This is a genomic window from Nocardia sp. NPDC059180, assembly GCF_042754945.1.
GTDB lineage: Bacteria > Actinomycetota > Actinomycetes > Mycobacteriales > Mycobacteriaceae > Nocardia.
This window is the reverse complement of sequence record NZ_JBHZBU010000009.1, coordinates 165199-191826: the sequence shown is the minus strand read 5'-3', so window position 1 is coordinate 191826 and position 26628 is coordinate 165199. Positions and strand designations below refer to the sequence as shown.

The following is a 26628-nucleotide window of genomic DNA, read 5'->3' as shown; positions in this document are numbered from 1 at the left end:
TCCGAGAGCCCGCCAATGATGGTCGCTGCAATTTCGCGCGGCGCCGTCCGTGGCGATGAGCTACGTTAGGTCCCGCCGCGAATTTCCGTCAATAGTTCGGCGCAGCGGTTTCGCAAATCTTCGGCGGCCAAATTTAACCTTCTCGCTGTTTACTTTTAACGACGCTTCCGGAGATAATGGCCGGTTGGCCCAACGGTGCTGTGCTGCCGTGTCTTCGACGTCGGCGGATTCGCGCAGGTAGTGGCCTGGTTTCGAGCGTTGGATGGGTAGTCGTCACGTCGGTGTGCCGGAGTCGGCGGTGATCCGGTTCACCGGCCGGTGTGACCGCAGTCGGGGGAGATGGCGATAACGGGGCGCGCGGGTTAATTGCTAGAAACGCATATGAATTCATGGGGTGCATGCCCGGCGATTGCCGGGGTGGTTTTTACCTGATGGAAACATGATGCGCGAACCTCCGCATTCCCTCCGGCTGTGCACTCCCGCAAAGAAATGCTGATCGGTTGCTCGTCGGCTCCGATCTTTCGCCGGATGCGGTGGCGGTAGTGGGCGCCGAGATAGAGTGCGGCCGTGTTCGTCCCGGATCCCCGCCCAGATGACCGTTGCGCGCTCCTGGTCGACGCCGCCTTCGGTGCCAACCCCGCAGTGGCCGCTGCCGAGTTGCCGCTCGCGCGTGACGCCCGTGAAGGATGGCTGCGCGCAGTCGTGCTCGGCGGTCAGGGCCGCTACGCCGCGGCCCGCGCCGAACTCGGTGGCCTCACGGTCCACCGCACCGATCCGGTACTCGCGGCCCTCGCCGCCTCCACCCGCGGCTCGCTGTTGCGTCAGCTCGGCTGGCACGCCGCGGCCGCACGCCACGACGGTGCCGCGGCCGCGCTTGTGCTCCCCGGTCCGGCTCCGGACCGCGCGGGTGAGCTGTCGGTGTCCTTGGGCGAAGGCTGCGGGCCCGACCGATTCGACGCCGCATGTGACGCCCTGACGGGTCTGGCCGCCGACGCGCTCGGCACCGGTCGAACCGATCTCGCCACCCGTCTGCTCGGCCGGGTGCGGGTACTGCTCGCCGACGCCGACGCCCCCGATCCGCGCAGGCTGCGGCTCGCCATCCGGCTGTGCTGGGTAAGCGCCGAGACCGCGCTCGCCGCCGGCCGCTTGTCCGAGGCCACACCCCATGCCGAGGCCGCGCTCGCGCTGGCCGAGCAGGGGCCCTCGATGCGCCATCGGGTGAAGTCGCGTCTGCTGGTCGCGGCCGCCACCGCGGCCAACGGCGGCGATGCGAGCGAGCTTGCCGAGACGGTAGCCACCGAATGCCGCGAGCACGGACTGCTGCCCCTGCGCTGGGCCTGCGCCATGTTGCGGACCGGGCTGCCGGGACGTGACATCGATCGCAGTGCGGCCGAGCGAGAAGCCGCAGAATGCGCGATCACCATCGAACGGCTCGGTGGGCACTTCCGCCCGGCGGGCGCCCGCTGAGGGTTCGCGAACCTCCGGATCGACCCGGTCCGATGATCAGTTGATGACGCAGTTACCCGGTTCGCCAACGGGTATCGCTATTGTTAGATCCGTTCCGCTGCACCCGCGGAAGCATCGGTCGACACCCGGCCGTGCCACTTGTAACGCCAGGAAATTCTCTGACGATGTCGAACACGGGCGAAGAGTTGGACCTCGCCGTCACTGCCGCTGCGCAGGGCGACAGATCCGCTCTAGCTCAGGTACTGGAGTTGATCCGCCCGCTGGTAATGCGTTATTGCCGGGCAAGGATCGGAGCTGCGGAGCGTGGATCACTCTCTGCGGACGACGTTGCGCAGGAGGTCTGTCTGGCGGTCATGACAGCCCTGCCCAGGTATCAAGACCAGGGCAGGCCGTTTATGGCCTTCGTATACGGAATCGCTTCGCACAAGGTCGCCGACGCTCATCGCAACGCCTCACGTAACAAGGCGGAGGCGATGGCCGAAGTACCAGATGTCATATCCACCGACCACGGGCCGGAGCAGCGCGCTCTCGAATCCGAAACGAGCAGGCAGATGAACCGTTTGCTTGCCACGCTTCCGGAGAAGCATCGGGAGATCCTGATCCTGCGCTTGGTCATGGGTTTGTCAGCAGAAGAAACCGCGACCGCCGTGGGCAGTACGGCGGGAGCGATTCGAGTCGCCCAGCACAGGGCACTCGCGAAATTGAAGTCACAAGTGGCGAGGGCAGGTGAAATGTATGGCTAGGGATGGCGGACGCGGTCGGGGTGACTGGAGGGCGCGACGTGGATCGCGGGACAGCGGTCCCTACGCCGAGGGGTCCTCTGGCGACAACGCTCCGGTCGACATCGCGGCAGTACGCCGCGACGACGCGCTGATTGATGCCATCGCCAGCGACGGGCCGGTACAGACCGATAGCACCGAAGAGTTCCAGCTGGCGGCTTTGCTTGCCGACTGGCGGGCAGAGATCGTCACACCACCGATTCCGGAGGCACCGGATCTCGACACGGTGGTCGCGGCGGTCAATCAAGAAATCGGCGCGCGACAGGCGCGAGTCGGTGCGAGGACGACCAACCGGCTGCGGCTGGTGCGTCCGATCGCCGGCGCCGCCGCCGGGTTGGCGCTGGTGTTCGGCGGTATGACGGCCTTCTCCTATAACGCCGAGCCCGGCGACCCGCTGTGGCGGTTCAAAGAGGTCGTGTTCAGCGAGCAGGCCCAGTCGACCGTGGTGCAGCGCGCCGACGACGATCTGGCGGCTGCACAGGAACTGATCGACCAGGGCAATCCCGAGCGAGCCAGGGCACGGCTGGAGCAGGCATCCGCCAACGCGACCAAGGTCGATGATCCGGCCAAGCGCGGCGATCTGATGGATCGCTGGGAGCGACTACTGAACGACCTGCGTGGCCTGTCGCCGGAGGCGGCGGCTCAGCTGGAGCAGTCGCGTCCCGGTGAGGTGCGGCCGGGTTCGACGACCGACCCCCGGGCGACGACTACCGAGCCGACCAAGCCCGGCGAGACGACAAAGCCCGGCGAGACGACGCGGCCAGGTGACGGCAGCACCGCGCCGACGATCATGGGCGTGGATCCGTCGGTGTCGGCTACCAAGCCGCCGCCGGTGACCACCGCCCCTGACACCACGGCGCCGACGACCGCCCCCGAGGACACCGGCACTCCGCCGACTGTCGAGCCGACCACGCCGCCGGTGACCACCCCTCCGGTGACGCCGACCACCGTGTCGCAGCCGACGGTCATCGAGCCGCCGGTCGTCACCACCCTCCCGGATTCGCCGCCGACCGGTGGCAACACCGGGACTCCGGGGACGGGCGGAAGCACGAGTTAACCGGTCGCGCCTCGATGTGGTCAACGGCCAAGAGAACTGAAGCGGGATCCGAAGACGGGTGAAACCGATCGCCGAGGGGCGGTCGGTATTTTTTTTCCGGCCGTTATTCCAGGCCGTGGGAAGTGTGGTGATATGCCGCACATCATGATCTCGCGCACGTGGCGAAGCGGCGCTCATGGTCTCCGCGTGGCGTATTCGCGTGGGGGACCGAGGGTCGGGCCGAGTGTGGCCGACCGAGAAGAGAATCAGCTGTCGAAACCGTCGAAGCCGTCGCCGTGGAATGCCTCGTTCATCGAAGCGTCGGCGTAGCCCCGGCAGTAATCCCAGGTGACGTAGGCCTCGGGAGTCGGATCGTAGGCCGGCTCGTGCGGGCGGACCGTTCCGTCGACCAGTAGCTGAAGTAGGTTGGCGCGCAGCATGTCCCAGTCGTGGTAGTGATCCTGCCTGCAGTCCTCACAGCTGACCACCAGGCCGCGGATGCCACGATGGCCGAGTAGTGCTTCGTACACTGCGAGGTCGGCGAGATCTTCCTCGACCGCGAGGCGCTCATGAGGATCCAGCGGTTCGCCCGGCTCGATGGCATCGAGCGCGGCCGACGGGTCGGAGGGGTCTCCGGCGAATGGATCCGGCGGCAAGCCAGGTGGTAGATGGTCACGCACATCCCCACGGTACGCAGAACAGGGCGGTCTGCGCCAGCTATGCGCGCCGCCAGTTTCGGCAACGGCCTCACTTGATGGCGTGTTCCACCGGACAGATACCATAGGTGAAACGCGCCGACGCGTACCCGACAACCCGTCGGCGGTGTCAGATCCGCACAGTCCATCCCATGAAACAGTCCGCACGGCTATCTCGGCCTTCGCGGCTCTGTCGACGTCCAGGAGGGGTCGATCCGAATGAGTAATCCCGTAACGGGCGAACGAAGCGCTGTCCGCCCTCATACGGGTGGTGACGATCCGAACAAGATCGCCATGCTCGGCCTCACGTTCGATGATGTGCTGCTGCTGCCCGCGGCGTCGGATCTCATTCCCAGTTCGGTCGAGACCTCGAGCCAGCTGACCAGGGAGATCCGGCTGCGTACCCCGCTGTGCAGCTCGGCAATGGATACCGTCACCGAGGCCAGGATGGCCATCGCGATGGCGCGCGCGGGCGGTATGGGCGTACTGCACCGCAATCTGTCGGTCGCCGACCAGGCAGGCCAGGTGGAGACGGTCAAGCGGTCCGAGGCGGGCATGGTGACCGATCCGGTGACCTGTCGTCCCACCGACACCCTCGCCGAGGTCGACGCGATGTGCGCGCGATTCCGCATCTCCGGCCTGCCCGTGGTGGACGAGACCGGCGCGCTGGTCGGCATCATCACCAACCGCGATATGCGCTTCGAGGTCGACCAGGATCGCCGGGTCGCCGATGTGATGACCAAGGCGCCGCTGATCACCGCCCAGGAGGGTGTCACGGCGGAGGCCGCGCTCGGCCTGCTGCGCAGGCACAAGATCGAGAAGCTGCCGATCGTCGACGGTAAGGGCACGCTGCGCGGCCTGATCACCGTCAAGGACTTCGTCAAGACCGATCAGTACCCCAACGCCACCAAGGACCGCGACGGCCGCCTGCTGGTCGGTGCCGCGGTCGGTGTCGGTGAGGACGCCTGGTCGCGCGCGATGACCCTGGCCGATGCCGGAGTGGACGTGCTGGTGGTCGACACCGCGCACGGCCACCAGGCGCAGGTGCTGCAGATGGTCACCAAGGTCAAGGCCGAGGTGGGTGACCGCATCCAGGTGGTCGGCGGCAATATCGCCACCCGGGCCGGGGCGCTGGCCCTGGTCGAGGCGGGCGCGGACGCGGTGAAGGTCGGCGTCGGCCCCGGCTCGATCTGCACCACCCGTGTGGTCGCCGGCGTCGGTGCTCCGCAGATCACCGCGATCCTGGAGGCCGTGGCGGTGTGCAAGCCCGCCGGTGTTCCGGTCATCGCCGATGGCGGCATCCAGTTCTCCGGTGATATCGCCAAGGCCATCGCCGCGGGCGCGTCCACCGTGATGCTCGGCTCGCTGCTCGCGGGCACCGCCGAATCGCCCGGTGAGCTGATCCTGGTCGGCGGTAAGCAGTTCAAGAGCTACCGCGGTATGGGATCGCTCGGCGCCATGCAGGGCCGTGGCCAGGCCAAGTCCTTCTCCAAGGACCGCTACTTCCAGGACGACGTGCTCGCCGAGGACAAACTGGTCCCCGAGGGCATCGAGGGCCGGGTGCCCTTCCGTGGCCCGGTCAACCAGGTCATCCATCAGCTCGTCGGCGGCTTGCGCGCGGCCATGGGCTACACCGGTTCCGACTCAGTCGCCCATCTGCAGGAAGCGCAGTTCGTGCAGATCACCGCGGCCGGTCTGAAGGAAAGCCACCCACACGACATCACCATGACGGTCGAGGCCCCGAACTACACCGGCCGCGGCTGACCGAGCCGCCGTCGCCTGCCCGCACCACCGGCGCGGGCATGGTGCGACCCGAGCGTTCGAACCCAGTTCGTCCGGGTCGCATCGGCATGCCCTCGACCGTCGGCCGGGCCACGGTGGGTATCGTTCGTTATCGGTGACGGCACAGCGATGCCGTAACCACCACAAACAGAAACCAGCCCGTGGCACGACCACGGACGCGAGCTTGCGATGCAAAAGTGCCGCAAGTCCATACAACGGAGGGGCGACCTCGAGGAGCCCCGTTCGCGGCCCGTCTCGCGCGGAAACGCGAGACACCAGGGGGCCGCGAACACGCCGCGCCAGCGGCAAATAAACACAGGAGCGAGCAGTGCGCGACATGGTCGAGATCGGGATGGGCCGGACGGCTCGGCGTACCTACGAGCTGGACGATATCGATATCGTCCCCTCGCGCCGGACCCGCTCGGCCAAGCAGGTGTCGCTGGCCTGGCAGCTGGATGCCTACCGGTTCGAGATCCCGTTCCTCACCCATCCGACCGATGCGCTGGTGTCGCCGGAGTTCGCGATCGAACTCGGCAGGCTCGGCGGTCTCGGGGTGATCAACGGCGAGGGGCTGTGGGCGCGGCACGCGGATGTGTCGGCCAAGATCGATCAGCTGCTCGACCTGGTCGCCAAGGGTGGCTACGAGCGGGCGATCGCGTACCTGCAGGAGTTGCACGCCGCGCCGATGCAGCCGGATCTGCTGGCCGCCGCGGTGGCGCAGGTGCGGGCCGCGGGCGTGACGACAGCGGTGCGGGTGAGCCCGCAGAACGCGCAGGCGCTGACGCCGGCGCTGGTGCAGGCGGGTATCGATCTGCTGGTCGTGCACGGCACGATCATTTCCGCCGAGCATGTCGGCGATGGTGAGCCGCTGAACCTCAAGACCTTCATCGCCGAGCTGGATGTGCCGGTGGTGGCAGGCGGGGTGAGCGATCACCGTACGGCGCTGCACCTGATGCGTACCGGCGCGGCGGGCGTCATCGTCGGTTACGGCTCCTACCCGGGTGCGACCACTACCGGTGAAGTGCTCGGTATCGGGGTCCCGATGGCAACGGCCATTGCCGACGCCGCCGCGGCGCGCCGCGACTACCTGGACGAAACCGGCGGCCGCTACGTGCATGTCATCGCCGACGGCGATATCGCGGCCTCGGGCCAGCTGGCGAAGGCGATCGCCTGCGGCGCGGACGCGGCCATGATCGGTGTGCCGCTGGCCACCGCCGCCGAGGCACCGGGTCGCGGCTGGTACTGGCCGTCGGCGGCGGCGCATCCGTCGGTGCCGCGTGGCTCGATGTTGCATGTAGACGATCCGTGGGATCTGGGTGGCGACGGCGAGGACTCCGTGCGGCCGAGCCTGGAGCGGGTGCTGTTCGGCCCGTCCGACGATCCGTTCGGCTCGCTCAACCTCGTCGGCGGATTGCGCCGGTCGATGGCGAAGGCCGGGTACTCGGATCTGAAGGAGTTCCAGAAGGTCGGGCTCAGCGTCCGCGCCTGATCGCGCTCAGTGTCGGCGGGTGGCGGTGCTGACCGCGCGGCCGCGCAGGAACTGCCGGATCGCGTGATTGACCGGATCCGGATGGGTCATCGTCACCGCCAGCCGCGCGCCGTCGATCTCGACGAAGGTCGAGCCGGGAATCGACTCGGCGAGCAGCTTCCCGCGCTCACGAGCGATGCCGCTGTGGCTGGCGTGCACGACAAGCGCGGGGCAGCTGATCTCGGAGAGCCGGTCCAGCACCGAATCCCGGCCGAGCAGGCAGCCCGCGGCGACTTCGATGCCGTGCCGGTCGTGTGCGAGCCAGCGTTCGGTCCATACCGTGCGGTGCCGGTCGTGGTCTCCGATGAGCCAGTGCGCCAGTCGCTGCACCGCGCGCGGACGGGATCCGTCGTCGTACCATTCGGCCAGGAAACGCTGTGTGGCCGTTGACTGTTCGGGTGTCGGCCCGTGCGCCTCGGTGCTGATCAGGATCAATGCGGAGACCCTCTCGGGCGCGATGAGCGCGGTGCGCAACGCGGTGAACCCACCCTGGGCGGTGCCGCCGACCACGGCACGCTCGGCGCCGAGATGGTCGAGCACGGTCAGCGCGTCACGCGCGGCGGTCCAGTAGGTGAACGGCAAGCCCTGGTCTCTGGTGCGGCCGTGACCGCGCGCGTCCCAAGTGACGATGCGGAACTCCGGCGCCAGCGCATCCATCTGTTCGGCGAACATGGTGCGGTCCATGAAGAATTCGTGTGCCAGCAGAACCAGCGGGCCGTTGCCGCCGGTGTCCTCGTAGTGGATGTCGGCATCGATCGCGCGGGCGAATGGCACGACGTCGAGGATAGTCAGCAGTCCGGGAGCGCGTCGGGCGATTGGGCGGGGTGCGGGCTGAGGTCGGAGCGGTGATGGGCGAGCTCTAAACTGTTCGGGTGGCAGATTCGCAGAGACCCGTCCTCGTCGTCGACTTCGGTGCGCAGTACGCGCAGCTGATCGCCCGTCGAGTCCGCGAAGCGAGTGTCTACTCCGAGGTGATCCCGCACACGGCCTCGGTCGAGGAGATCGCCGAGAAGCAGCCGCTGGCCGTCATCCTGTCCGGCGGACCGTCCAGCGTGTACTCCGAGGGTGCACCGCAGCTGGACGCGCGGCTGTTCGACCTCGGTCTGCCGGTGTTCGGCATCTGCTACGGCTTCCAGGCAATGGCGCAGGCGCTCGGCGGCACGGTGGCCCACACCGGAACCCGCGAATACGGCCGCACCGAGCTCAATATCGACGGTGGCGTGCTGCATGGCGGTCTGCCGACCATCCAGCCGGTGTGGATGAGCCACGGTGACGCCGTCACCGACGCTCCCGCCGGTTTCGAGGTCACCGGCACCACCACGGGCGCGCCGGTCGCGGCATTCGAGGATCGGGCCCGCCGGCTCGCCGGTGTGCAGTACCACCCGGAGGTGCTGCATTCGCCGCACGGCCAGCAGGTGCTGAGCCGGTTCCTGCACGAGATCGCCGGGATCCCCGCCACCTGGACGCCCGCCAGTATCGCCGAATCGCTGATCGAGCGGGTCCGTGAGCAGGTCGGCGACGCGCACGCCATCTGCGGTCTGTCCGGCGGCGTGGACAGCGCGGTCGCGGGCGCGCTGGTGCAGCGCGCCATCGGCGACCGGCTGACCTGCGTATTCGTCGATCACGGACTGTTGCGTTCGGGTGAGCGCGAGCAGGTGCAGCAGGATTTCGTCGCCGCGACCGGTGCCAGGCTGGTAACCGTCGACGCGGTGGACAAGTTCCTCGGCGAGCTGAAGGGCGTCACCGACCCCGAGGAGAAGCGCAAGATCATCGGCCGGGAGTTCATCCGCTCCTTCGAGGACGCGGTGTCGGAGGTCGTCGGCGAACAGAGCAACGCCGACGGTGTCGCGCCCGAGGTCGAGTTCCTGGTGCAGGGCACGCTGTACCCCGATGTGGTCGAGTCCGGTGGCGGTACGGGCACGGCCAACATCAAGTCCCATCACAATGTCGGCGGCCTGCCGGAAGACCTGGAATTCGAGCTGGTCGAGCCGCTGCGGCTGCTCTTCAAGGATGAGGTTCGCGCGGTCGGTCGCGAGCTCGGCCTGCCCGAGGAGATCGTTGCCCGGCAGCCGTTCCCCGGCCCGGGTCTTGCCATCCGCATCGTCGGCGAGGTGACCGAGGACCGGCTGCACACGCTGCGCCAGGCCGACGCCATCGCCCGCGAGGAACTCACCGCGGCCGGGCTGGACCGCCAGATCTGGCAGTGCCCGGTGGTGCTGCTCGCCGATGTCCGCAGCGTCGGCGTGCAGGGCGACGGCCGCACCTACGGTCATCCGATCGTGCTGCGTCCGGTGTCCAGTGAGGACGCCATGACCGCGGACTGGACCCGCCTGCCCTATGAGGTGCTCGAGCGCATCTCCACCCGGATCACCAATGAGGTGGCCGAGGTCAACCGTGTGGTGCTGGATGTGACGAGCAAGCCGCCGGGCACCATCGAGTGGGAGTGATTCAGCCGATCCGATAGGGCCAGGCTCGGCCGAGGATGATGCGGCCGAGTGGGACGCCGTCCGACGGCGCGGCGGGCGCGGGTTCGAGGGTGTGCTCGTCGGTGATCGGCGGGTGTTCGGGATATTCGTGGTGCTCGGAACGGTGCTGCGACATCGGATCTCCTGTCGGCCGGGATTCGGCGGCGTCGGTCGGTGCGAGTCGGGTTGCCGCGGAAAGGTTCTCGGTTCTACTGCGGCGGTGGTGCTACGCGAACAGCCCGCCGGGTGCGGGCGGGCCGTTCCTATTCGGTTGTGTTACCTGCGTTTACGTGGGGAAAGTACGAGCAGCAGCCCGACGACGATGGCTGTCGCCACGATCACCCAGCCGATCGAGAGGACGCCCGCGGCAGGCCAGGACACCGGGCCGGTCAGTGCCCAGATGCTCAGGGCGAGCGCGAGCAGCCCGACGATCAGCAGGGAGAACGACGGTCCACGGCGCTTGTCGGTCGCATTGCCGGTGTGATTGTCAGCCACGGCGCACCTCCGCACTTCCCGCTCGGACATCGATGTTCAGGTCGAGCACCGGAGCGTCGCCACCGGGACCGGTCAGCCCCTCGGGGCATAAGGCGTCACCCATCCGCACCGTGCAGTCGGCCCGGACGTTCATATTCTCAGGTACCAGCACGATCGCCTCGCCCATCTGCACCGACACGTCGACGGTGCGGTTCTCGGTCAGGCCGAGCTCGCGCAGATCCAGCGTCCCCGAACCCATCGTGACGCTGTATTCGGGCTTCAGATCACCGGTCGCCAGCGGAGTCCAGGTGCGCTCACCCATGGTGGCGCCGTCGAAGCTGACCGGACCGATCATCGAGGCAAGCACCACGAACCCGGCCAGCGGTGCCGTTACCACCAGCAGGCCGTAGCCGCGCCGCAGGAACGCACCGAGAATCAGGCCGAGCCCGACCACGCCGAGCGCCACCGCGGCGATCCGCCCCGGCGTCATCCACTCCGCTCCCGACGCGGCCGCTGCACCCGCGGCCGCGGCGGCCAGGATCGCCAGGCCGAGCACCATGGGCGTCAGCCGGGAGCGGGGCTTCTTCGGCTCCGGGGCGACGACGGTCTTCGCCGGGGACGGTTCGGGGAGATCCCAGGCCATCGGAGCGACACCGAGGGGGTCCCAGGAGGGCGGGGTGGGGCTCGGAGTTAGTGGGCTGGGGCGGAGAGCACTCGGTGTGCTGGGCGTTGCCGGATTCGAGGCCTTCGTGAGCTGCGGTTTTGCGGTGTCGGAAGGCGGGACGGCGGACGGTGTGTCGGCGTCGGGAGCTGAGGTCGCCGCACTGTCGGTGGCGTTCAGACCGGTGCTGAGGACCTCGGTGGCGTGCGTGTTTGCGAGGGCCTCGGTTGCGTGTTCGGGCTCGAGCACCTCGGTGCTGCTCTCGTCGGACTTCGTCGAGGAGTCACCGGCTATGAGGCTTGCAGGTGCCTGCTGCAACGAGTCGGCCGCAGGTGCCGCGCCCTGATCGGTGGGTGCGCTCGGGTCTTTGTCGAGCACCACCTGCCGGTCCGGCACATACTGCTCGGGCAGTTTCGTGTACGGCGTGTACGGGCCGTAGGTGGGGGATTCGAAGGAGTCCTGGCCGGTCCACAGCGGTGTCGTCTGCGGGAAGGCGGTGCCCGGGTACCCGGTCCCGGTGACTCCGTCCATCTCGCCGAATCCGAGAGCCGGTGGTTCCGGAGTGCGCATGAACAGCATCCACCAGCCGGCCAGCATGGCAGCCAGCCCGATCACCCCGGACCCGCCGAGCCCGACCCCGATCGGCCCCACCGCGCTCACCGCGATGGCCAACGCCACGATCAGCACGATCGTCTTGGTCTGCGACTGCGAACTGTGCCCCTTGCCGATCAACGACTCGGCCGCCGAGGTCTCGTCGCCCTGCGCGCTGCACAACAGCCAGGCCAGCAGATACAGCACGATCCCGGCACCGCCGAAGATCGTCGACACCACGAACGCGACCCGCACCAGCACCGGATCGACGTTGTAGCGCTGCCCGAACCCGGCCGCGACCCCTGCGATAGGCCCGCGCCGCGGCAACCGCACCGGCCGCGTCTGCCACATCTGCTGAAGCTGATCGCCGAAGCTCGTCCTAGTCATGCCAACTATCGTCAGCCCCGGGCTGCCCCCGGCGCATCGGGGTTCACCCTGAAAATCATCCTGAACCGCATGGACGGGATCGGCCACCTGGATTTCAGGGTGTTTCCCCATGGCTGGCTGTCGGTGAGCCGTGCCAGTATCGGGAGTATGTATCCGTCTGTTCCGGCGTTCGACTCGCGTGGGTTCGATGCTGCGCGGGGGGTTGAACCCGTCGAGGGAACCCATGGGCGGTTGGTGCGGCGGTCGGGTGGACGGATCGTCGGTGGGGTGGCCGGCGGGATCGCCGATCATCTCGGGGTCGACGTGTTCAAGGTGCGGATGGCGTTCGTGTTGCTGTCCGCGCTCGCGGGGGCGGGGATCGTCGCGTACGCGATGCTGTGGATCTTCACGCCGGGCGGTGCCGACGATGCGCGGCCGTCGGGGCAGGAGCGGCGCCAGGCCATCGGGCTCGCGCTGCTCGGGTTCGGGTTGTCGGTGGCGATGTCGGCGCTGTTCAGCGGGACAGCGGCGCGGATCATCGTTCCGCTGATCGCGGTCGCTGTCGGTGCGGCGCTGGTGTGGCGCGAGTACGACGCGGACGGTCCGCGATCATTGCTCGGCCTGCCCGCGAAACCGACCATGGTCACGTGGTCGCGCATAGTCGCGGGCATCACCTTGATCGTGGCGGGGCTCGCGGTGGTGGTGCTTGCCCGCATCGACATCGGCTCGCTGGGCTCGGCATTGCTGGCGGTGGCGGTCACCCTGCTCGGTGCCGGGCTGCTGTCGGTGCCGCTGTGGCTGCGCATGATGCGCGCACTGAACACCGAACGCGCCGCCCGCATCCGCAACGAGGAACGCGAGGAAATCGCCTCGCACTTGCACGATTCGGTGCTGCAAACCCTGGCGCTCATCCAGCGCCAGGCCGATGATCCGCACGAGGTGGTCCGGCTGGCCCGCAGCCAGGAACGCGAACTACGCAAATGGCTGTTCGAGGACTCCGCGCCCGCGCAGTCGAGCCTGGCCGCCGCGCTGCGCACCATCGCAGGCGAGGTGGAGGACCAGCACGGTGTGAAGGTCACGCCGGTGACCGTCGGCGATGTCTCGATGGATATCGCCGAGACCGGATCGGGCCTGCCGAAGGAGCATTTCACCGCCGTCCTCGGCGCCAGCCGGGAAGCGCTGGTCAATGCCGCCAAACATGCGGGCGTTCCCGTCATCGACCTGTTCGCCGAGACCGAACCGCATCAGGTGAGTGTGTTCGTCCGCGACCGTGGCGTGGGATTCGACGTCGACGAGGTACCCGCGGATCGGCAGGGACTGGCCAAATCCATTCGCGGTCGGGTGGAACGGCGCGGCGGGCAGGTGGAGATCGTGTCCAACCCCGGCCGCGGCACCGAAGTGCGGATCATCATGCCGCGCACCGATTCCTGGGTCGAGGACGAATCGTCCGCCGATCCGGGCGACGGTTCGACCGATGATGTGGGCGTGGGTGAACCCGATACGGCCACCGATTCGCGTAACGGCGATGCAGCGGAACATAACCGTGCGACCTCGGGTGATGTAGCCGATACGCGTGACGGTGGCACAGTGGCGAACTCGAAGCGCAACGGCGCGGATTCCGATGCGCCGAGGGCCACGGTGCCGTTCGGCTCGTTGTCGAACGACACCGGCCAGGCGCGCGAGACGAATCCGGTGCGAAGCGGTGACGCGGCGACGCAGCCGATCGCGCCCGCGGTTCGAGCCGATCGACGCTGACGGCTTTATCCGGCTGGTTCGCGGCCGCTGTGGTACCGATGGAATTGTTCCGGGCGACCGGGACACAGTGGTGACAGCGGATCGGGCTGTCCGGTGAAGGAGAAGTAGGTGGCGGTGCGGGTTTTTCTCGTCGACGATCACGCCGTGTTCCGTTCCGGTGTGCGAGCGGAATTGAGCCGGGAAACCGATATGGAGGTGGTCGGTGAGGCAGGCGGGGTCGCCGAAGCCGTCGCCGGTATCAACAACACCCGACCCGATGTCGTGCTGCTCGACGTGCACATGCCAGACGGCGGCGGTGTCGCGGTGCTGGCCGGTATCGAAGACGGCCCGGTCTGCCTGGCGCTGAGCGTGTCCGACGCCGCCGAGGACGTGATCGCGGTGATCCGCGCCGGCGCCCGCGGCTATGTCACCAAGACCATCTCCGGAGCCGAACTGGCCGACGGGATCCGCCGGGTCGCGGGCGGTGACGCCGTATTCAGCCCGCGGCTGGCCGGTTTCGTGCTCGATTCGTTCACCGGGAAATCCCCGGCCCCGGAACCGCCCCTCGACCCGGAACTGGATTCGCTGACCCCGCGTGAGCTGGAGGTACTGCGTCTGCTCGCCCGCGGCTACACCTACCGCGAGATCGCCGAAACCCTGTTCATCTCGGTGAAGACTGTGGAAACCCATGCCTCCAACGTGCTGCGCAAAACCCAGCAGTCCAACCGGAACGCCCTCACCCGCTGGGCACACCGCAGGCGGATAGATTGACCGCTACATCACCGCGACGATGACAGCGATGATGATGACCAGCCCGATCAGCAGCCCGACGGCGATGGCCAGCGGTGCGGTGCTCGGCTGCGGCAGCTTGGCGCCCAGCGGTGCCGGGGCGGCCGCGACGGGCGCCTGCGTGGGCTGGGTGCGGCGCGGCAGCGGCGTCGACAGCGGACTACGAAGCCCCGACGCCGAATTGCGGGCCGCCCACGCCGGAATGGTGCCGTCCTCGGTGCGGACCGGGGCGCCGAGAATATAAGGCCCGGTGCCCGGACCGAACACGGCGGTGAGGATTTCGTCCCTGGCCTCGGCCATGGTGGGACGACGCTGCGGCGCCGGTTCCATCATGTGCAGCAGCGCCTGGGTGAGCACACCGCTGCGGCTGGGCGGAATGATCTGCGCCATGGCCGCGCGCTCGACGACGGCGCCGCTGTCGTCGTCGAAGCCGAACGGCGGCTGGCCCTCGACGGCGGTGTAGAGCGTGGCGCCGAGGGAGAACACATCGCTGGCCTCGGTCGGGCGGGCGCCGCGGGCCACCTCGGGCGGCAGATAGGCGGGTGTGCCGGTGATGACGCCATCCGGTTCGTCGGCGGACTCACCCGAACCGCGGGAGATGCCGAAGTCGCTGAGCTTGGCCATACCGACGCCGGGCCCGCGGTCGGCGACGAGGATATTTCCGGGTTTGATATCGCGGTGCACGATGCCGACGGCATGGGCGGCGGCCAGCGCGTCGGCGACCTGCGCGCCGATCTGCGCCACTTCGATCGGCGGCAGCGTATCGACCAGCCCGAGCGCCTTGGCCACATTGCGCGACGGTAGGTGCTCCATCACCAGCCAGGGCTCACCGGCCTCGAGCACCACGTCGTAGACGGCGATGGCGTGTTCATGGGAGAGCTTGGCCGCGACCCGGCCCTCATGGATGATCTGCTCGCGGATCCGGTTCGCCTCGTCCTCGTCGAGCCCGGCCGTGGACAGGACCTGCTTGATGGCGACATCGCGGTTCAGCAGCCGGTCGGTCGCCAGCCATACCGCGCCCATTCCGCCGCCACCCAGTTTCGACTGCAGACGGTAGCGACCGGCCACCAGATAATCCGGGCCGACGTTGGGACGGGGACGATCGATCATGGTGCCGAGACTAGCCGAATTCCGTGGTAGCTGGCCGGATTCGGGCCGGGAGTTCGCCGCCGTGACAGTGGTCACGGCGCCGGTTTCGGGGCGGTGAGCGGCGCGGGCTCGACGGATTTCAGGGGCGGGTTTCTACCGAGAGCAATTCGAACGTATATTCGATAGTGATCGATAGCTGAATCGGTGCTGGATCGCCGAGACGTCCCGGTGGCATGTGCTCGGCGGGGAGTGCCGGTGGTCGGCGCCGGATGCGTGCCGTGTCGCGGTGCTCGCCGGGTCGGGCCCGGAGAGCGCCGTGGCGGGCTCCGGCGGCTGTGCTCGGAGTGGGAGTCCATCCGTGGAGGTAGGTGAGTGTGATGGGTTCGGATTCGCGAGAGGCGGGGCGCGCGACGCCGCAGGAACTGGCAGAACTGCGGCGCAAAATGGCGGCGGTGCCCGGGCGTGGCGAATCCGCGGTCCAACGGCCGCCCACCTCGGACGGAACGCCTCGGGAGACGTTGCCCGTCCCGTCGGCGCTTGCCGAACTCCTGCCCGATGGTGGCTTGGTCCGGGGATCGGTGGTGGCCTACACCGGGGCGGGATCGCTGCTCGCCGGTGTGCTTGCCTCGGTCACTGCGGGTGGCGGGCACGCGGTAGTGGTCGGGATGCCGCGGCTCGGTTTGCTGGCCGCGGCGGAAATGGGAGCGCGGTTGGAGCGCCTGGCCGTCGTCGCCGACCCGGGGCCGGATCCGCTGGAGGTGGCCGCGGTGTTGCTCGATGGGCTCGACCTGGTGCTGCTCGGCCTCGGTGATCGCGCCGTCGCCCCCGCTCGGGCCAGGGTGATCGCCGCCCGCGCCCGCAACAAGGGCGCCACGCTGATCGTCACCGAAGGGCGCTGGCCCGCACCGTCACTGCGCCTGGGCGCCCGGGTCGCCGAATACACCGGACTAGGCGCAGGCCGTGGCCGCCTCGATTCCATCTCCCTCGACGTCGAGGTCACCGGTCGCTCATCGCTGCCGCGCAACGGCCGGATCACCCTGCGCCCGCGCGGTGGCCGGATGGAATGGGTGACTCGCGAAACAAGCACCGCCACAACTGAAACGACCAGCGATGTGCGTGAAACCGCATCGTGAGTGCGCAGCGTCGCCTGGGCGCAGCCCATGAACCGGCCTGCCCGTGTCCTGGCGGTATGGTGCCCGGACTGGCCTGCGGTCGCGGCGGCGGCACTGGGGAAGGTGCCCGCCCACCGACCGGTGGCGGTGTTGTCGGCGAACAAGGTGGTGGCCTGCTCGGCGATCGCCAGAGCCGACGGGGTGCGGCGCGGGCTGCGTCGACGTGAGGCGCAGGCGCGGTGCCCGGAACTGTTCATCGCCCAGTCCGACCCGGATCGGGACGCGCGCCTGTTCGAGCCGGTGGTGGCCGCGGTCGATGCCGCGGTGCCCGGAGTGGAGGTGCTGCGACCAGGGCTGCTGATCCTCGGCGTACGCGGCGCGGCGCGGTTCTTCGGCTCCGAGGAAGCCGCGGCCGAACGGCTCGTCGACGCGGTGGCCGCGGCCGGGGCCGAAGCGCAGATCGGGATCGCCGACGAACTGTCCACCGCGGTGCTCGCGGCGCGCCGCGCCACCATCGTTGCGCCGGGCGCGGGTGCCGAATTCCTCGCGTCGCTGCCGATCGGTGAACTCGCCGTCGAACCGGCGTTGGCGGCGCCCGAGCGCGTCGACCTGGTGGATCTGCTGCATCGGCTCGGCCTGCGGCGCGTCGGCGATTTCGCCGCGCTGACCCCGACGCAGGTCGCCTCCCGGTTCGGCGTCGATGCCATCGCTGCGCACCGCTGCGCCCGCGCCCTGCCCGAACGCCCGCCGTCCGTACGTACCCCGCCGCGCGACCTGACGGTGGAATTGCGCTGCGATCCGCCGATCGACCGCGTCGACGCCGCCGCCTTCGCCGGGCGCCTGCTCGCCACCCGCGCCCATGCCGCGCTCTCGGCTGCGGCGGTGGCCTGCACCAGGCTCGCGGTCTTCGCCGAGACCGCCGCCGGCGAACATCTCACTCGCATCTGGCGTTGTGCGGAGCCGCTGACCGCCGACGGTGTCGCCGACCGGGTGCGTTGGCAACTGGACGGCTGGCTCACCCACCGCGACACCGGTGGCTCCGGCGGACCCACCGCACCGATCACCCTGCTGCGCCTGGAACCGGTCGAGGTGATCCCGGCCGCCGCGCTCCAGCTCGGCCTGTGGGGCGACGCGGGCGGTACCGACGCACGGGCGATGCGCGCCCTGGTCCGGGTACAGGGCCTGCTCGGCGGTGCCGCGGTGCAGGTCGGCGTACTCAGCGGCGGTCGTGGACCCGCCGAACGGATCACCATGGTCGCCCTCGGCGACGAACAGGTGCCCGCCACCGATCCCGCGCTGCCCTGGCCGGGTCGTCTGCCCGAACCGGCACCGGCGGTGCTCATGATGAACCGTCCACAGGTCCAACTGGAATCCGCCGGTGGCGACCCGGTGCACGTCACCGATCGCGGCCTGTTCAGCGCGACCCCTGCCCGGCTGCGCTGGGGCAGCAAACAGTGGGAGCTGACCGCATGGGCAGGCCCATGGCCGATGGACGAACTCTGGTGGGCCTCGGGATCCGCCCCGGCGGCCCGCGTCCAAGTCGAACTACCGGGGCCACACACCCTGCTGCTCATCACCCGCGAGGGGAGCTGGCATGTGGAAGGCCTCTACGAATGAGGGGCTGTCCAGACGGTCGCGAGGGTGAACGACTGATCGCGCAGCTCCGCCCAGCGGGGTTTGCGTTCGATCCACGCGTCGTCGACCAGGGCCTCGGCGACCTCGGTCATGACGTATCCGGCGTCCAGCGCGGCCGTCATCCGCTCGCCGAGCAGATATCGGTGTGTGGCAGATCATGCCCTGCCCCCGCTACCCGCCGGTACCCTCGAAGATCGTGGATCTGACGACGGCCAGGGTCGCACTCGGCGACGTGCTGATCGCCTACCGGGACTCCGGGGCGGTCGCGGTCGACGATGTCCCGGTCGTGCTGGTGCACGGTATGGGCGGTGACGGCCACACCTGGGATCGGTTCGCCCGCGAACTGGTGCGCGCCGGACGCCGGGTCATCATTCCCGACCTGCGTGGACACGGTCGCAGCGCGCATACCGAGTCCTATCTGTTCTCCGAATTCGGCGACGATGTGCTGCGGTTGTGTGAGTTCCTGGAACTGGACCGGGTGGACCTGGTCGGGCATTCGCTCGGCGGTTACGCGGTGTCCTGTGTCGCGCAGGAACAACCGAGCCTGGTCCGTCGACTGGTGATGGAGGAATGCCCGCTGCCGCTGCGATCGGGTACCGAGGAGCTCACCCTCACACGCAGGCTGCCGAGCATTCCGGAGCTGTGGCACGCCACCTCCAGCCTGGTCCGTCATCCCCGCGCGGTGCTCGCCTTCGACCGGTCGATGACGCGGACCGCGCTCGAACAGTTCCGCAAGCCGCATCCGGAGTGGTGGGAACGGCTCACCGAGATCACCGCCCCGACCCTCGTCCTGCGCGGCGGCCCCGGCGGCATGGTCGATCCGGACAAACTCGAGATCATGCGCACCTCGGTCCCCGACTGTTCGGTCACCGCCTTCACTTGTGGGCACAGCATCCACCGCGACCGCTACCGCGAATTCGCCGCCGCGGTGTTGCCGTTCCTCGGTCACTGAGTCCGGTCCCGCCTGGCCGGGGATGCGTACGGGGCCGGAATTTCTCGTGGTACCTGCGATCGCCAAAGTCACGTGCTTCGGTTCCGGGTCCACGTGGCCGGCCGGCAGCTGCTGTCGGAGTAGGGTCCATGGGCGTTGCCAGACGAGGGGAGGACACGCATGACACCGCCGTGGGGGCCGGGCAATTACCCGCAGTATCCCGGGGGTCCAGGATCCGGGCAGCCGCGGTATCCGGGAGCGCCGCCTCCGCCGGGGCAGTATCCGCCTCCGGTGCCTCCCTATCAGGGGCCGCCGCACCATGTTCCGCCCCAGCAGGTGCCGCAGTATCCGGCCGCGCCTGCTCCGTATCCGGCGGCACCGCCACCACCGTTTCCCTCCGCGCCGCCGCAACCCCCGCCTCCGGGGCCGGGATCAGGTCCCGCACAGGCGTATATCGGCGCGGTCGCGCAGCGGTTGATGGCCGACCAGCTCAGGATCCAGCACGCCTGGGTCGGCCCGGTCCAGACGATGATCGGCATCATCACGATCAACCCGCTGGCCTCGTTCGGTTCGCCCGTCGAGTTCGTACTCGGCGTCGCCGAAGTCCCGGAGGTGTCCCCGATGGCGATGGACAACTTTCCGCGTCAGCTCGATCAGTTCGCCCGATCCCAGCGTTCGCTCGGTGCGCTCGGTGGGGCGATGTCGGTGGCGGCACTGGTTTCCGAACGTGTCCACCCGGCCGCTCTGTCCCGCCTGACCACCAGGGCGCAGTGGGGCTCAGGCGTGCTGCCTGCCATCGCCGACCTCGGTACACGCCAACTGCACATGGCCACAGACTCACCCATCTTCGGCTACGCCATGTGGGGCAAACTCCGCAAACAAGCCAACCGCTACCTCCCGCACCCCGCCCAAGTCCTCGGCTGAGCGCGCCGCGAGTGGTACCTGGCTGCGGTATCGGTCGAGTAGGCCCCGCAGCCAGGTACCACTCGCCGGATCACCAGTGGGTGCCGGGGACCCAGCGGGCAGCGCGGCGCAGGGCTGCACCGGTGGCTTTGCGGGCCGCCGAACGAGGCCGGGTGTCCGGTTGCGGGGCAATGGTTTCGGCGGGCTCGGGGGTGTCGTCCTGTTCGCCGCGGGCGGCGGGGGAGTCGGGGAGGGCGCGGTAGTAGCGGTGCAGAATGCGGTCGCGCAGCTTGGGGGTGACGATGCCGCCGTATTCGGCCAGTGTGCCGAGCGGGACGTCGATGCGCTTGGGGCGTTCGCTGAGCGCGCGCACGATGGTGGCCGCGGCCCACTCCGGGGATTCGGACGGGCCCTGATTACCACTCGGGGTGATCATCGGGGTCCGTACCAGCGGCATGTGGATGGTGGTGAAGGTGACTCCGTCGGCCAGCGTTTCCACCGCGGCCACCTCGGTGAATTTGTCCAGGGCCGCCTTGCTGGCCAGGTAGGCCGCGAACCGGGGAGTGGCGACCTGCACGCCGGCGCTGCTGATGTTGACGATGTGGCCGAATTTGCGTTCGCGCATCTGCGGTAGCAGGGCGAGGGTCATCCGGAGCGCGCCGAAGTAGTTGACCGCCATGGTGCGTTCGAAATCGTGCAGGCGGTCGGTGGAGCGGTGGATGGCGCGCCGGATGGAGCGGCCGGCATTGTTCACCAGCATGTCGACGTGGCCGTGCTCGTCGAGGATCGTCTTGACCGCCTGGTCCACCGACTCGGAATCGGTGACGTCGCACTGGTATCCGTAGGCGCTGCCGCCCTCGGCGCGGATCTGCTCGACCACGGCCGTGAGTTCGTCGGCGCGCCGGGCCAGCAGGAACACCACCGCGCCCTTGTCGGCCACGGCGAGCGCTGCCGCCCGACCGATTCCGGAGGAGGCGCCGGTGATCAGGACGTGTCGTCCGGTGAGGTCGCGGTTGCGCTGATTGCGGCGGATCTGTTCACGTACGACGGCGTCGTCGGCTCGGGTCATCGCTGCTCCTTCGCAGGTCTGTCGGCACCGAACTTACTCCGAAGTAAGTTCCGTGCCAAGTGGTTTGTATCACATCTGAAGAACATCGGCGCGACACGTTCGAACGCGCGAAATCGTTCGAACATATGTGCGATAATGGAGTCATGACGGACGATCGGATGGCGGACATCTATGCCGCGGTGCGGCTCGGCGGCGTTGACCAGGAGGCGGCGCGGCGTGCGCTGCATACGCTGTGGGAGGAGATCGGCGAGTACGGTGATCCGCTGCATCGCTGCGTGATCGCCCATCATCTTGCCGATGTGGTGGAGACGGCCGAGGAGGCGCTGGTCTGGGATCAGCGGGCGCTCGCGGCGGTGTTCGCGCCGGGCAGTCCGCTGGACGAGGGCATGCGTGGGTTTCTGCCCTCGCTGTACCTGAACCTGGCCGACAGTCACCGCCGCGTCGGCGATTTCGACTCCGCCCGAATGCAATTGGCGCTCGCCAAAGGTCATCTCGAGGTGCTCGCCAACGATGCCTACGGCCAGGTGATCCGCACCGGGCTCGATCATGTGTCCGGCGCGCTCGACGCCGGCTCCACCGAACGGCTGAAGGCGAGCTGATCGGCGTCCGGTGATGTGGGGACGATGCCATGGGTTGGGGTAACGGGCCGCCCAGCTGGTCGGAGATGGAGCGAGTCCTGTCCGGGCGGCCGGGCAGGCACGACCCGGAGTCGATGTACCCGGGCGACGGCGGCGACAGCCCGGCGTGGTCGCGTAAACGTGGTGAGTATCTGACAGACGGCGACGAGCGCCCCTTCGGCCCGGTCGTGCCCTATGCCGAACTGCACGCGCATTCGGCCTACAGCTTTCTCGACGGCGCGAGCCAGCCGGAAGAACTGGTCGAGGAGGCGGCCCGCCTCGGCCTGGAAGCCGTCGCCCTCACCGACCACAATGGCTTCTACGGCGTGGTCCGCTTCTTCGAAGCCGCACGGGAATGGGGCATCGCCACCGTCTACGGAGCCGAATTGACCCTCGCCGCACCGGAATCGGCAGCGACGACCGTGCACCCTCGACCTTCGCGGCCGGCCGGTCCGGTCGAGGCTCAGCCGCGAACACTCCGGCCGGTCGATACGACAGATCCGGATACTTCGGCGGATTCCTCGCCGCCGGAAACGGTTTCGCCGGTGCCGCAACCGGCGGGCCGAACCACCGAGCTTCGCGGCGTCGGGCCGGGTGGGCCACCTGCCGATGCCGAACGTGCCGCGGCGGGGAGCTGTGCTGTGCCGGAGACGGCGACGGCAGGGCATGCGGATGCGCCCGACTCCGCGGCGCGGACGGGGGAGCCGGATCCGGCGGGGATACATCTGCTGGTGCTGGCCAGGGGGCAGGAGGGGTATCGGAGGTTGTCGCGGGAGATCGCGGCGGCGCATATGGCTGCGGGGGAGAAGGGGATTCTGCGCTACGACCTGGACACCCTCACCGCGGCGGCGGGCGGGCATTGGCAGATCCTGACCGGATGCCGGAAGGGGCAGTTGCGGCGGGCGCTCGAGCAGGATCTGCGGGCGGGCGGGGAATTGGTGCGGGCCGAAGCGGTGCTGCGTGATCTGGTCGATCGTTTCGGTGCCGGCCGGGTGAGCGTCGAGCTCACCCACCACGGGCTCCCCGCCGACGACGAACGCAACGCCCACCTCATCGCGCTGGCCGAACGGCTTGCACTGCCCGTCGTCGCCACCACCGGCGCACATTTCGCCTCCCCGGCCCAGCGGCATCGCGCCATGGCGATGGCCGCGATCCGTTCCCGGCGCAGCCTCGACGAGATCGCGGGGTGGCTGGCCCCCACCGGCGGCGCGCATCTGCGGTCGGGTGCGGAAATGGCGCGGTTGTTCGCCGACTGCCCGCAGGCCATCACCAACGCGGTCGCCCTTGCCCGCGAATGCGCCTTCGACCTGCACTTGATCGCGCCGGAGCTGCCGCCGTTCCCGGTGCCGCAGGGGTACGACGAGGATTCCTGGCTGCGGGATCTCACCCTCAGGGGAGCTGCCGAACGCTACGGCACCCCACAGCAGAACCCCGCCGCGTACCGGCAGATCGAGCATGAACTCGCGGTGATCACCGAGATGAAATTCCCCGGCTATTTCTTGGTGGTGCACGACATCGTCATGTTCTGCAAGAACAGCGACATCCTCTGCCAAGGCAGGGGATCGGCGGCCAATTCGGCGGTCTGCTACGCCATCGGCATCACCAATGTCGACCCGGTCGCCAACAATCTGCTGTTCGAACGGTTCCTGTCGCCCGCGCGTGACGGCCCGCCCGATATCGACATCGATATCGAATCCGATCGCCGCGAGGAAGCGATCCAGCACGTCTACACCGCCTACGGCCGCGAATACGCCGCTCAGGTGGCCAATGTGATCACCTACCGCGGTAAATCGGCCGTCCGTGACGCTGCCCGCGCGCTCGGTTTCTCGACCGGTCAGCAGGACGCGTGGAGCAAACAGGTCAGCCGCTGGAGCGGTGTCGGCGCCGAAACCGGTACCGACATCCCGGAGCAGGTGCTGGAACTGGCGGCCGATATCGAAGGTCTGCCACGGCATCTCGGCATTCATTCCGGCGGCATGGTGATCTGCGATCGCCCCATCGCCGATGTGTGCCCGGTGGAATGGGCGCGGATGCCGGGACGCAGCGTATTGCAGTGGGACAAGGACGATTGCGCCGCCGCCGGGCTGGTGAAATTCGATCTGCTCGGCCTCGGCATGCTCTCCGCACTGCACTACATGATCGATATGGTTCGCGAGCACGAAGGCACCACCGTCGAATTACACACACTCGATCTCACCGAAACCGCGGTGTACGACATGCTTTCGCGTGCCGATTCGATCGGTGTATTCCAGGTGGAGTCACGAGCCCAGATGGCCACGCTGCCCCGGCTGAAACCACGCGTGTTCTACGACCTGGTGGTCGAGGTGGCGCTGATCCGCCCCGGTCCCATCCAAGGCGGTTCGGTGCACCCGTATATCCGCCGCCGCAACAAGCAGGAGAAGTGGGACTACGACCATCCCTCGCTGGAAAAGACACTGGAACGCACCTACGGCGTGCCGCTGTTTCAGGAACAGCTCATGCAGATAGCTGTCGACGTCGCCGGATTCACTGCCGCCGAAGCCGATCAACTGCGCCGCGCCATGGGTTCCAAACGGTCACCCGAACGCATGAAACGGCTCGAGGCGCGGCTCTATCAGGGGATGCGTGATCTGCACGGCATCACCGGTGAGGTCGCCGACCGCATCTACGAGAAACTGTATGCCTTCGCAAATTTCGGGTTCCCGGAAAGTCATTCGCAGAGTTTCGCCGCGTTGGTGTTCTATTCGGCGTGGTTCAAACTGCATCATCCGGCTGCGTTTTGCGCAGGTTTGCTGCGCGCCCAGCCGATGGGTTTCTACTCACCGCAGTCGCTGGTGGCCGACGCCCGCAGGCACGGTGTCGTGGTGCACGGTCCCGATATCAATGCCAGTCGTGCCGAAGCCACCCTCGAGCAACGCGGTACTCAGGTGCGGCTCGGGCTCGCCGCGGTTCGCTACATCGGCGACGAGCTCGCCGCGAAAATCGTCGGCGTCAGGGAAGAGGGTGGCCCCTATACCTCGCTTCTCGACGTGACCGGGCGAGTGGAACTCACCGTCCGCCAGGCAGAATCGCTGGCGACCGCCGGTGCGCTGGACAGCATCACCGCCACCGCCACCGCGACCTCGGCGCCTTCTGCCGACACGCTCGGCGCGCGCAGCAGTCTGCGTCGCACCGCGCTGTGGGCGGCGGGCGCCGCGGCGGGCGAACGACCGGATCGCCTGCCCGGCATGGTCGCCGCCACCGCCGCCCCTTCGCTACCAGGAATGAGCGCGCTGGAACTGGCCGCCGCCGATGTCTGGGCCACCGGCATCTCGCCCGGCAGCTACCCCACCGAATTCCTCCGTGCCCAGCTCGACGCGATGGGCGTGATCCCGGCAGATCGACTGCTGTCGGTTCCCGACGGTTCCAGAGTCCTCGTCGGTGGCGCTGTCACCCATCGGCAGCGGCCGGCAACCGCAGCCGGTGTCACCTTCCTGAACCTGGAAGACGAGACCGGCATGGTCAATATCGTCTGCTCGGTAGGTCTGTGGGCTCGACACCGCAGGCTCGCCCAGAGCGCCACGGCACTGATCATCCGCGGCCGAGTCCAGAATGCCGAAGGCGCGGTGAGTGTGCTCGCCGAGCACTTACAACAGTTGGATCTGCGCATGGCCGCCAAGTCCCGCGACTTCCGGTGAACGAGAAGCATGTCGAGACCGAGACGAGCCGCTACGCTGCGACCATGCGGAAGCTTGCGGTGCTGTTGATCGCCCTGCTCGGCCTGGCCTTGCTGATCGGCGGCTGCGGCGATGACGACGACGCGGATGATTCGGCCACCAGCGGCCGCGCGTCCATGGACATGCAAGCTCCCGCGGCGACACCGGGTTTCCGGGAACAGGCACCCGCCAGAGAACAGGACACCGGCGGCGCGACGAACGCGGACCGCAAGGAAGTGATCACCGGCCAGGTCGAGATCACCTCCGCCGACCCGATCGATGCGGCGGGCAAGGTGACGGCTGAGGTGACCGCGCTGCAGGGCCGCGTCGACAGCCGCACCGAACGTCCCGGCACCGGTGACAGCGATCCCAGCGCCCGGCTCACCGTCCGGATCCCCGCCGAGCACACCGACGCCTTCATCGCCGGTCTCGGCGATATCGGTGAGGTCACCGAGGTGAGTACCAACCGCGATGACGTGACCATGCAGTGGCAGGACCTCGACGCGCGCATCAGCGCCCTGCAGGCCTCGGTCGACCGGCTGCGGGTCCTCATGGCCGAAGCCACCAATACCGCCGACCTGCTCGCCGCCGAGCAGGCGCTGTCGAGCCGTCAGGCCGATCTCGACAGCCTCACCGCGCAGAAACGGCTGCTCGACGATCAGATCGCGCTGTCCACACTGACCATCGAGATCTCCAGCACCCATACCGATTCCGACGATGGGCCGACCAACTTCTGGGACGGCATCGTCTCCGGCTGGAACTCGCTGGTCGACTGGTTGAAGGATGCGGTCGTCTTCCTCGGCAAGGCGGTGCCGTGGCTCGGCTTTGTCGCGGTGATCGGTGCGGTCGTGTGGGTGATCGTGTGGCTGGTGCGTAGGCCACGGCGCGCGCAGGTCGCTGCGTCGCCCGGCGCCTCTACCACTGCGAACTCAACCGCGCAGTCCGGCGCCGCAGATGTCGGCACGACCGGGAAAGCTACTGCCGCAACAGGAGAATCGAGTGCCGACGACGGTTCGGGCGACGATAAAACCGAACAGCCGTAAGGGCCCGCTCGTCGAAACCCTGGACGACGGCACCGTGCAGCTCTACGTCCGCGCACCCGCAGTGGAGGGCAAGGCCAACAAGGCCGCGATCGAGCTGCTCGCCACGCATTACGGCGTGCCGAAGAGCGCAGTCCGCCTCGTCGCGGGCGCGACGTCGCGTTTCAAGCGTTTCGAGATCGACGACTGAA

General features: G+C 68.4%; 22 protein-coding genes and 2 pseudogenes. 16 read left to right on the top strand and 8 right to left on the bottom strand.

Annotation, left to right across the window (positions count from 1 at the left end; translation table 11 throughout):
* Positions 1–567: 567 nt before the first annotated feature.
* From ACFXNW_RS25385 to ACFXNW_RS25375, 3 genes are all read left to right on the top strand, one after another.
* Positions 568–1467 carry a hypothetical protein gene (locus ACFXNW_RS25385; protein WP_379420294.1) on the top strand — a complete coding sequence of 300 codons (900 nt, stop codon included), beginning with the start codon at positions 568–570 and terminating at the stop codon, positions 1465–1467.
* Between the two features lie 164 nt (positions 1468–1631).
* On the top strand, positions 1632–2210 hold the full coding sequence (locus ACFXNW_RS25380; protein ID WP_280233964.1) for a sigma-70 family RNA polymerase sigma factor: 579 nt from the start codon (positions 1632–1634) through the stop codon (positions 2208–2210).
* Positions 2203–3303: an anti-sigma-D factor RsdA gene (locus ACFXNW_RS25375; protein ID WP_379420293.1), complete on the top strand. Its 1101-nt coding sequence runs from the start codon at positions 2203–2205 to the stop codon at positions 3301–3303. The genes ACFXNW_RS25380 and ACFXNW_RS25375 overlap by 8 nt, the downstream gene beginning before the upstream one ends.
* A gap of 245 nt (positions 3304–3548) precedes the next feature.
* On the opposite strand, the gene ACFXNW_RS25370 is transcribed toward ACFXNW_RS25375, so the two are convergent.
* Positions 3549–3962, bottom strand: a complete 414-nt coding sequence (locus tag ACFXNW_RS25370) for a DUF5319 domain-containing protein (protein WP_036533470.1) — start codon at positions 3960–3962, stop codon at positions 3549–3551.
* A gap of 234 nt (positions 3963–4196) precedes the next feature.
* Between ACFXNW_RS25370 and guaB the strand changes: the two genes are divergently transcribed.
* Together guaB and ACFXNW_RS25360 are read left to right on the top strand one after the other, a co-directional pair.
* Complete coding sequence (gene guaB, locus ACFXNW_RS25365; protein WP_379420292.1) at positions 4197–5741, top strand: IMP dehydrogenase; 1545 nt, start codon at positions 4197–4199, stop codon at positions 5739–5741.
* A gap of 346 nt (positions 5742–6087) precedes the next feature.
* Positions 6088–7248: a GuaB3 family IMP dehydrogenase-related protein gene (locus tag ACFXNW_RS25360; protein ID WP_379420291.1), complete on the top strand. Its 1161-nt coding sequence runs from the start codon at positions 6088–6090 to the stop codon at positions 7246–7248.
* 6 nt (positions 7249–7254) lie between these two features.
* Here ACFXNW_RS25360 and ACFXNW_RS25355 read toward each other — a convergent pair whose 3' ends face one another.
* Positions 7255–8061, bottom strand: coding sequence for an alpha/beta fold hydrolase (locus tag ACFXNW_RS25355; protein ID WP_379420290.1), 807 nt, complete (start codon positions 8059–8061; stop codon positions 7255–7257).
* Positions 8062–8159: 98 nt separating this feature from the next.
* On the opposite strand from ACFXNW_RS25355, the gene guaA reads away from it, so the two are divergent.
* Positions 8160–9734 carry a glutamine-hydrolyzing GMP synthase gene (guaA, locus tag ACFXNW_RS25350; protein WP_379420289.1) on the top strand — a complete coding sequence of 525 codons (1575 nt, stop codon included), beginning with the start codon at positions 8160–8162 and terminating at the stop codon, positions 9732–9734.
* A 1-nt stretch (position 9735) separates the two neighbouring features.
* On the opposite strand, the gene ACFXNW_RS25345 is transcribed toward guaA, so the two are convergent.
* The 3 genes from ACFXNW_RS25345 to ACFXNW_RS25335 all read right to left on the bottom strand — a co-directional run bounded on the left by ACFXNW_RS25345 (position 9736) and on the right by ACFXNW_RS25335 (position 11865).
* A complete protein-coding gene (locus tag ACFXNW_RS25345) occupies positions 9736–9888 on the bottom strand; it encodes a hypothetical protein (RefSeq protein ID WP_379420288.1) in 153 nt (50 codons plus the stop codon).
* A 140-nt stretch (positions 9889–10028) separates the two neighbouring features.
* Entirely contained in the window at positions 10029–10247 is a 219-nt protein-coding gene (locus tag ACFXNW_RS25340) for a hypothetical protein (RefSeq protein WP_379420287.1), read from the bottom strand.
* On the bottom strand, positions 10240–11865 hold the full coding sequence (locus ACFXNW_RS25335) for a PspC domain-containing protein (protein WP_379420286.1): 1626 nt from the start codon (positions 11863–11865) through the stop codon (positions 10240–10242). Before ACFXNW_RS25335 ends, ACFXNW_RS25340 begins: the two co-directional genes overlap by 8 nt.
* A 147-nt stretch (positions 11866–12012) precedes the next feature.
* On the opposite strand from ACFXNW_RS25335, the pseudogene ACFXNW_RS25330 reads away from it, so the two are divergent.
* Both ACFXNW_RS25330 and ACFXNW_RS25325 read left to right on the top strand, forming a co-directional pair.
* Positions 12013–13299: pseudogene (locus tag ACFXNW_RS25330) on the top strand (PspC domain-containing protein); the annotation flags it as partial.
* 414 nt (positions 13300–13713) lie between these two features.
* The gene (locus tag ACFXNW_RS25325; RefSeq protein WP_379420382.1) at positions 13714–14349 is read left to right on the top strand and encodes a response regulator; all 636 of its coding nucleotides are present in this window, start codon (positions 13714–13716) and stop codon (positions 14347–14349) included.
* Positions 14350–14352: 3 nt separating this feature from the next.
* On the opposite strand, the gene ACFXNW_RS25320 is transcribed toward ACFXNW_RS25325, so the two are convergent.
* Entirely contained in the window at positions 14353–15477 is a 1125-nt protein-coding gene (locus ACFXNW_RS25320; protein WP_379420285.1) for a serine/threonine-protein kinase, read from the bottom strand.
* A 356-nt stretch (positions 15478–15833) separates the two neighbouring features.
* Between ACFXNW_RS25320 and ACFXNW_RS25315 the strand changes: the two genes are divergently transcribed.
* Positions 15834–16589, top strand: coding sequence for a hypothetical protein (locus ACFXNW_RS25315; protein WP_379420284.1), 756 nt, complete (start codon positions 15834–15836; stop codon positions 16587–16589).
* A 27-nt stretch (positions 16590–16616) separates the two neighbouring features.
* Positions 16617–18185 (top strand): DNA polymerase Y family protein, encoded by a 1569-nt coding sequence (locus ACFXNW_RS25310; protein ID WP_379420283.1) that lies wholly within the window; start codon positions 16617–16619, stop codon positions 18183–18185.
* On the opposite strand, the gene ACFXNW_RS25305 is transcribed toward ACFXNW_RS25310, so the two are convergent.
* Positions 18176–18325 (bottom strand): hypothetical protein, encoded by a 150-nt coding sequence (locus tag ACFXNW_RS25305; protein ID WP_379420282.1) that lies wholly within the window; start codon positions 18323–18325, stop codon positions 18176–18178. The genes ACFXNW_RS25310 and ACFXNW_RS25305 overlap by 10 nt on opposite strands.
* A 74-nt stretch (positions 18326–18399) precedes the next feature.
* Here ACFXNW_RS25305 and ACFXNW_RS25300 point away from each other — a divergent pair, with 74 nt between their 5' ends.
* Together ACFXNW_RS25300 and ACFXNW_RS25295 are read left to right on the top strand one after the other, a co-directional pair.
* Entirely contained in the window at positions 18400–19155 is a 756-nt protein-coding gene (locus ACFXNW_RS25300; protein ID WP_379420281.1) for an alpha/beta fold hydrolase, read from the top strand.
* Between the two features lie 270 nt (positions 19156–19425).
* Complete coding sequence (locus ACFXNW_RS25295) at positions 19426–20058, top strand: hypothetical protein (RefSeq protein ID WP_379420280.1); 633 nt, start codon at positions 19426–19428, stop codon at positions 20056–20058.
* 70 nt (positions 20059–20128) lie between these two features.
* On the opposite strand, the pseudogene ACFXNW_RS25290 reads toward ACFXNW_RS25295, so the two are convergent.
* Positions 20129–21067, bottom strand: a pseudogene (locus ACFXNW_RS25290) (SDR family NAD(P)-dependent oxidoreductase); the annotation flags it as partial.
* A 182-nt stretch (positions 21068–21249) separates the two neighbouring features.
* Here ACFXNW_RS25290 and ACFXNW_RS25285 point away from each other — a divergent pair.
* Genes ACFXNW_RS25285 through ACFXNW_RS25270 form a run of 4 tightly spaced genes read left to right on the top strand, consistent with a single transcriptional unit; the run spans position 21250 to position 26627 of the window.
* Positions 21250–21705 carry a hypothetical protein gene (locus ACFXNW_RS25285; RefSeq protein WP_379420279.1) on the top strand — a complete coding sequence of 152 codons (456 nt, stop codon included), beginning with the start codon at positions 21250–21252 and terminating at the stop codon, positions 21703–21705.
* Between the two features lie 29 nt (positions 21706–21734).
* Positions 21735–25379 carry an error-prone DNA polymerase gene (locus ACFXNW_RS25280; RefSeq protein WP_379420278.1) on the top strand — a complete coding sequence of 1215 codons (3645 nt, stop codon included), beginning with the start codon at positions 21735–21737 and terminating at the stop codon, positions 25377–25379.
* A 44-nt stretch (positions 25380–25423) separates the two neighbouring features.
* Positions 25424–26440 (top strand): DUF4349 domain-containing protein, encoded by a 1017-nt coding sequence (locus ACFXNW_RS25275; protein WP_379420277.1) that lies wholly within the window; start codon positions 25424–25426, stop codon positions 26438–26440.
* Positions 26397–26627: a DUF167 domain-containing protein gene (locus tag ACFXNW_RS25270; protein WP_379420276.1), complete on the top strand. Its 231-nt coding sequence runs from the start codon at positions 26397–26399 to the stop codon at positions 26625–26627. The genes ACFXNW_RS25275 and ACFXNW_RS25270 overlap by 44 nt, the downstream gene beginning before the upstream one ends.
* The last annotated feature ends 1 nt before the right edge of the window (position 26628 follow it).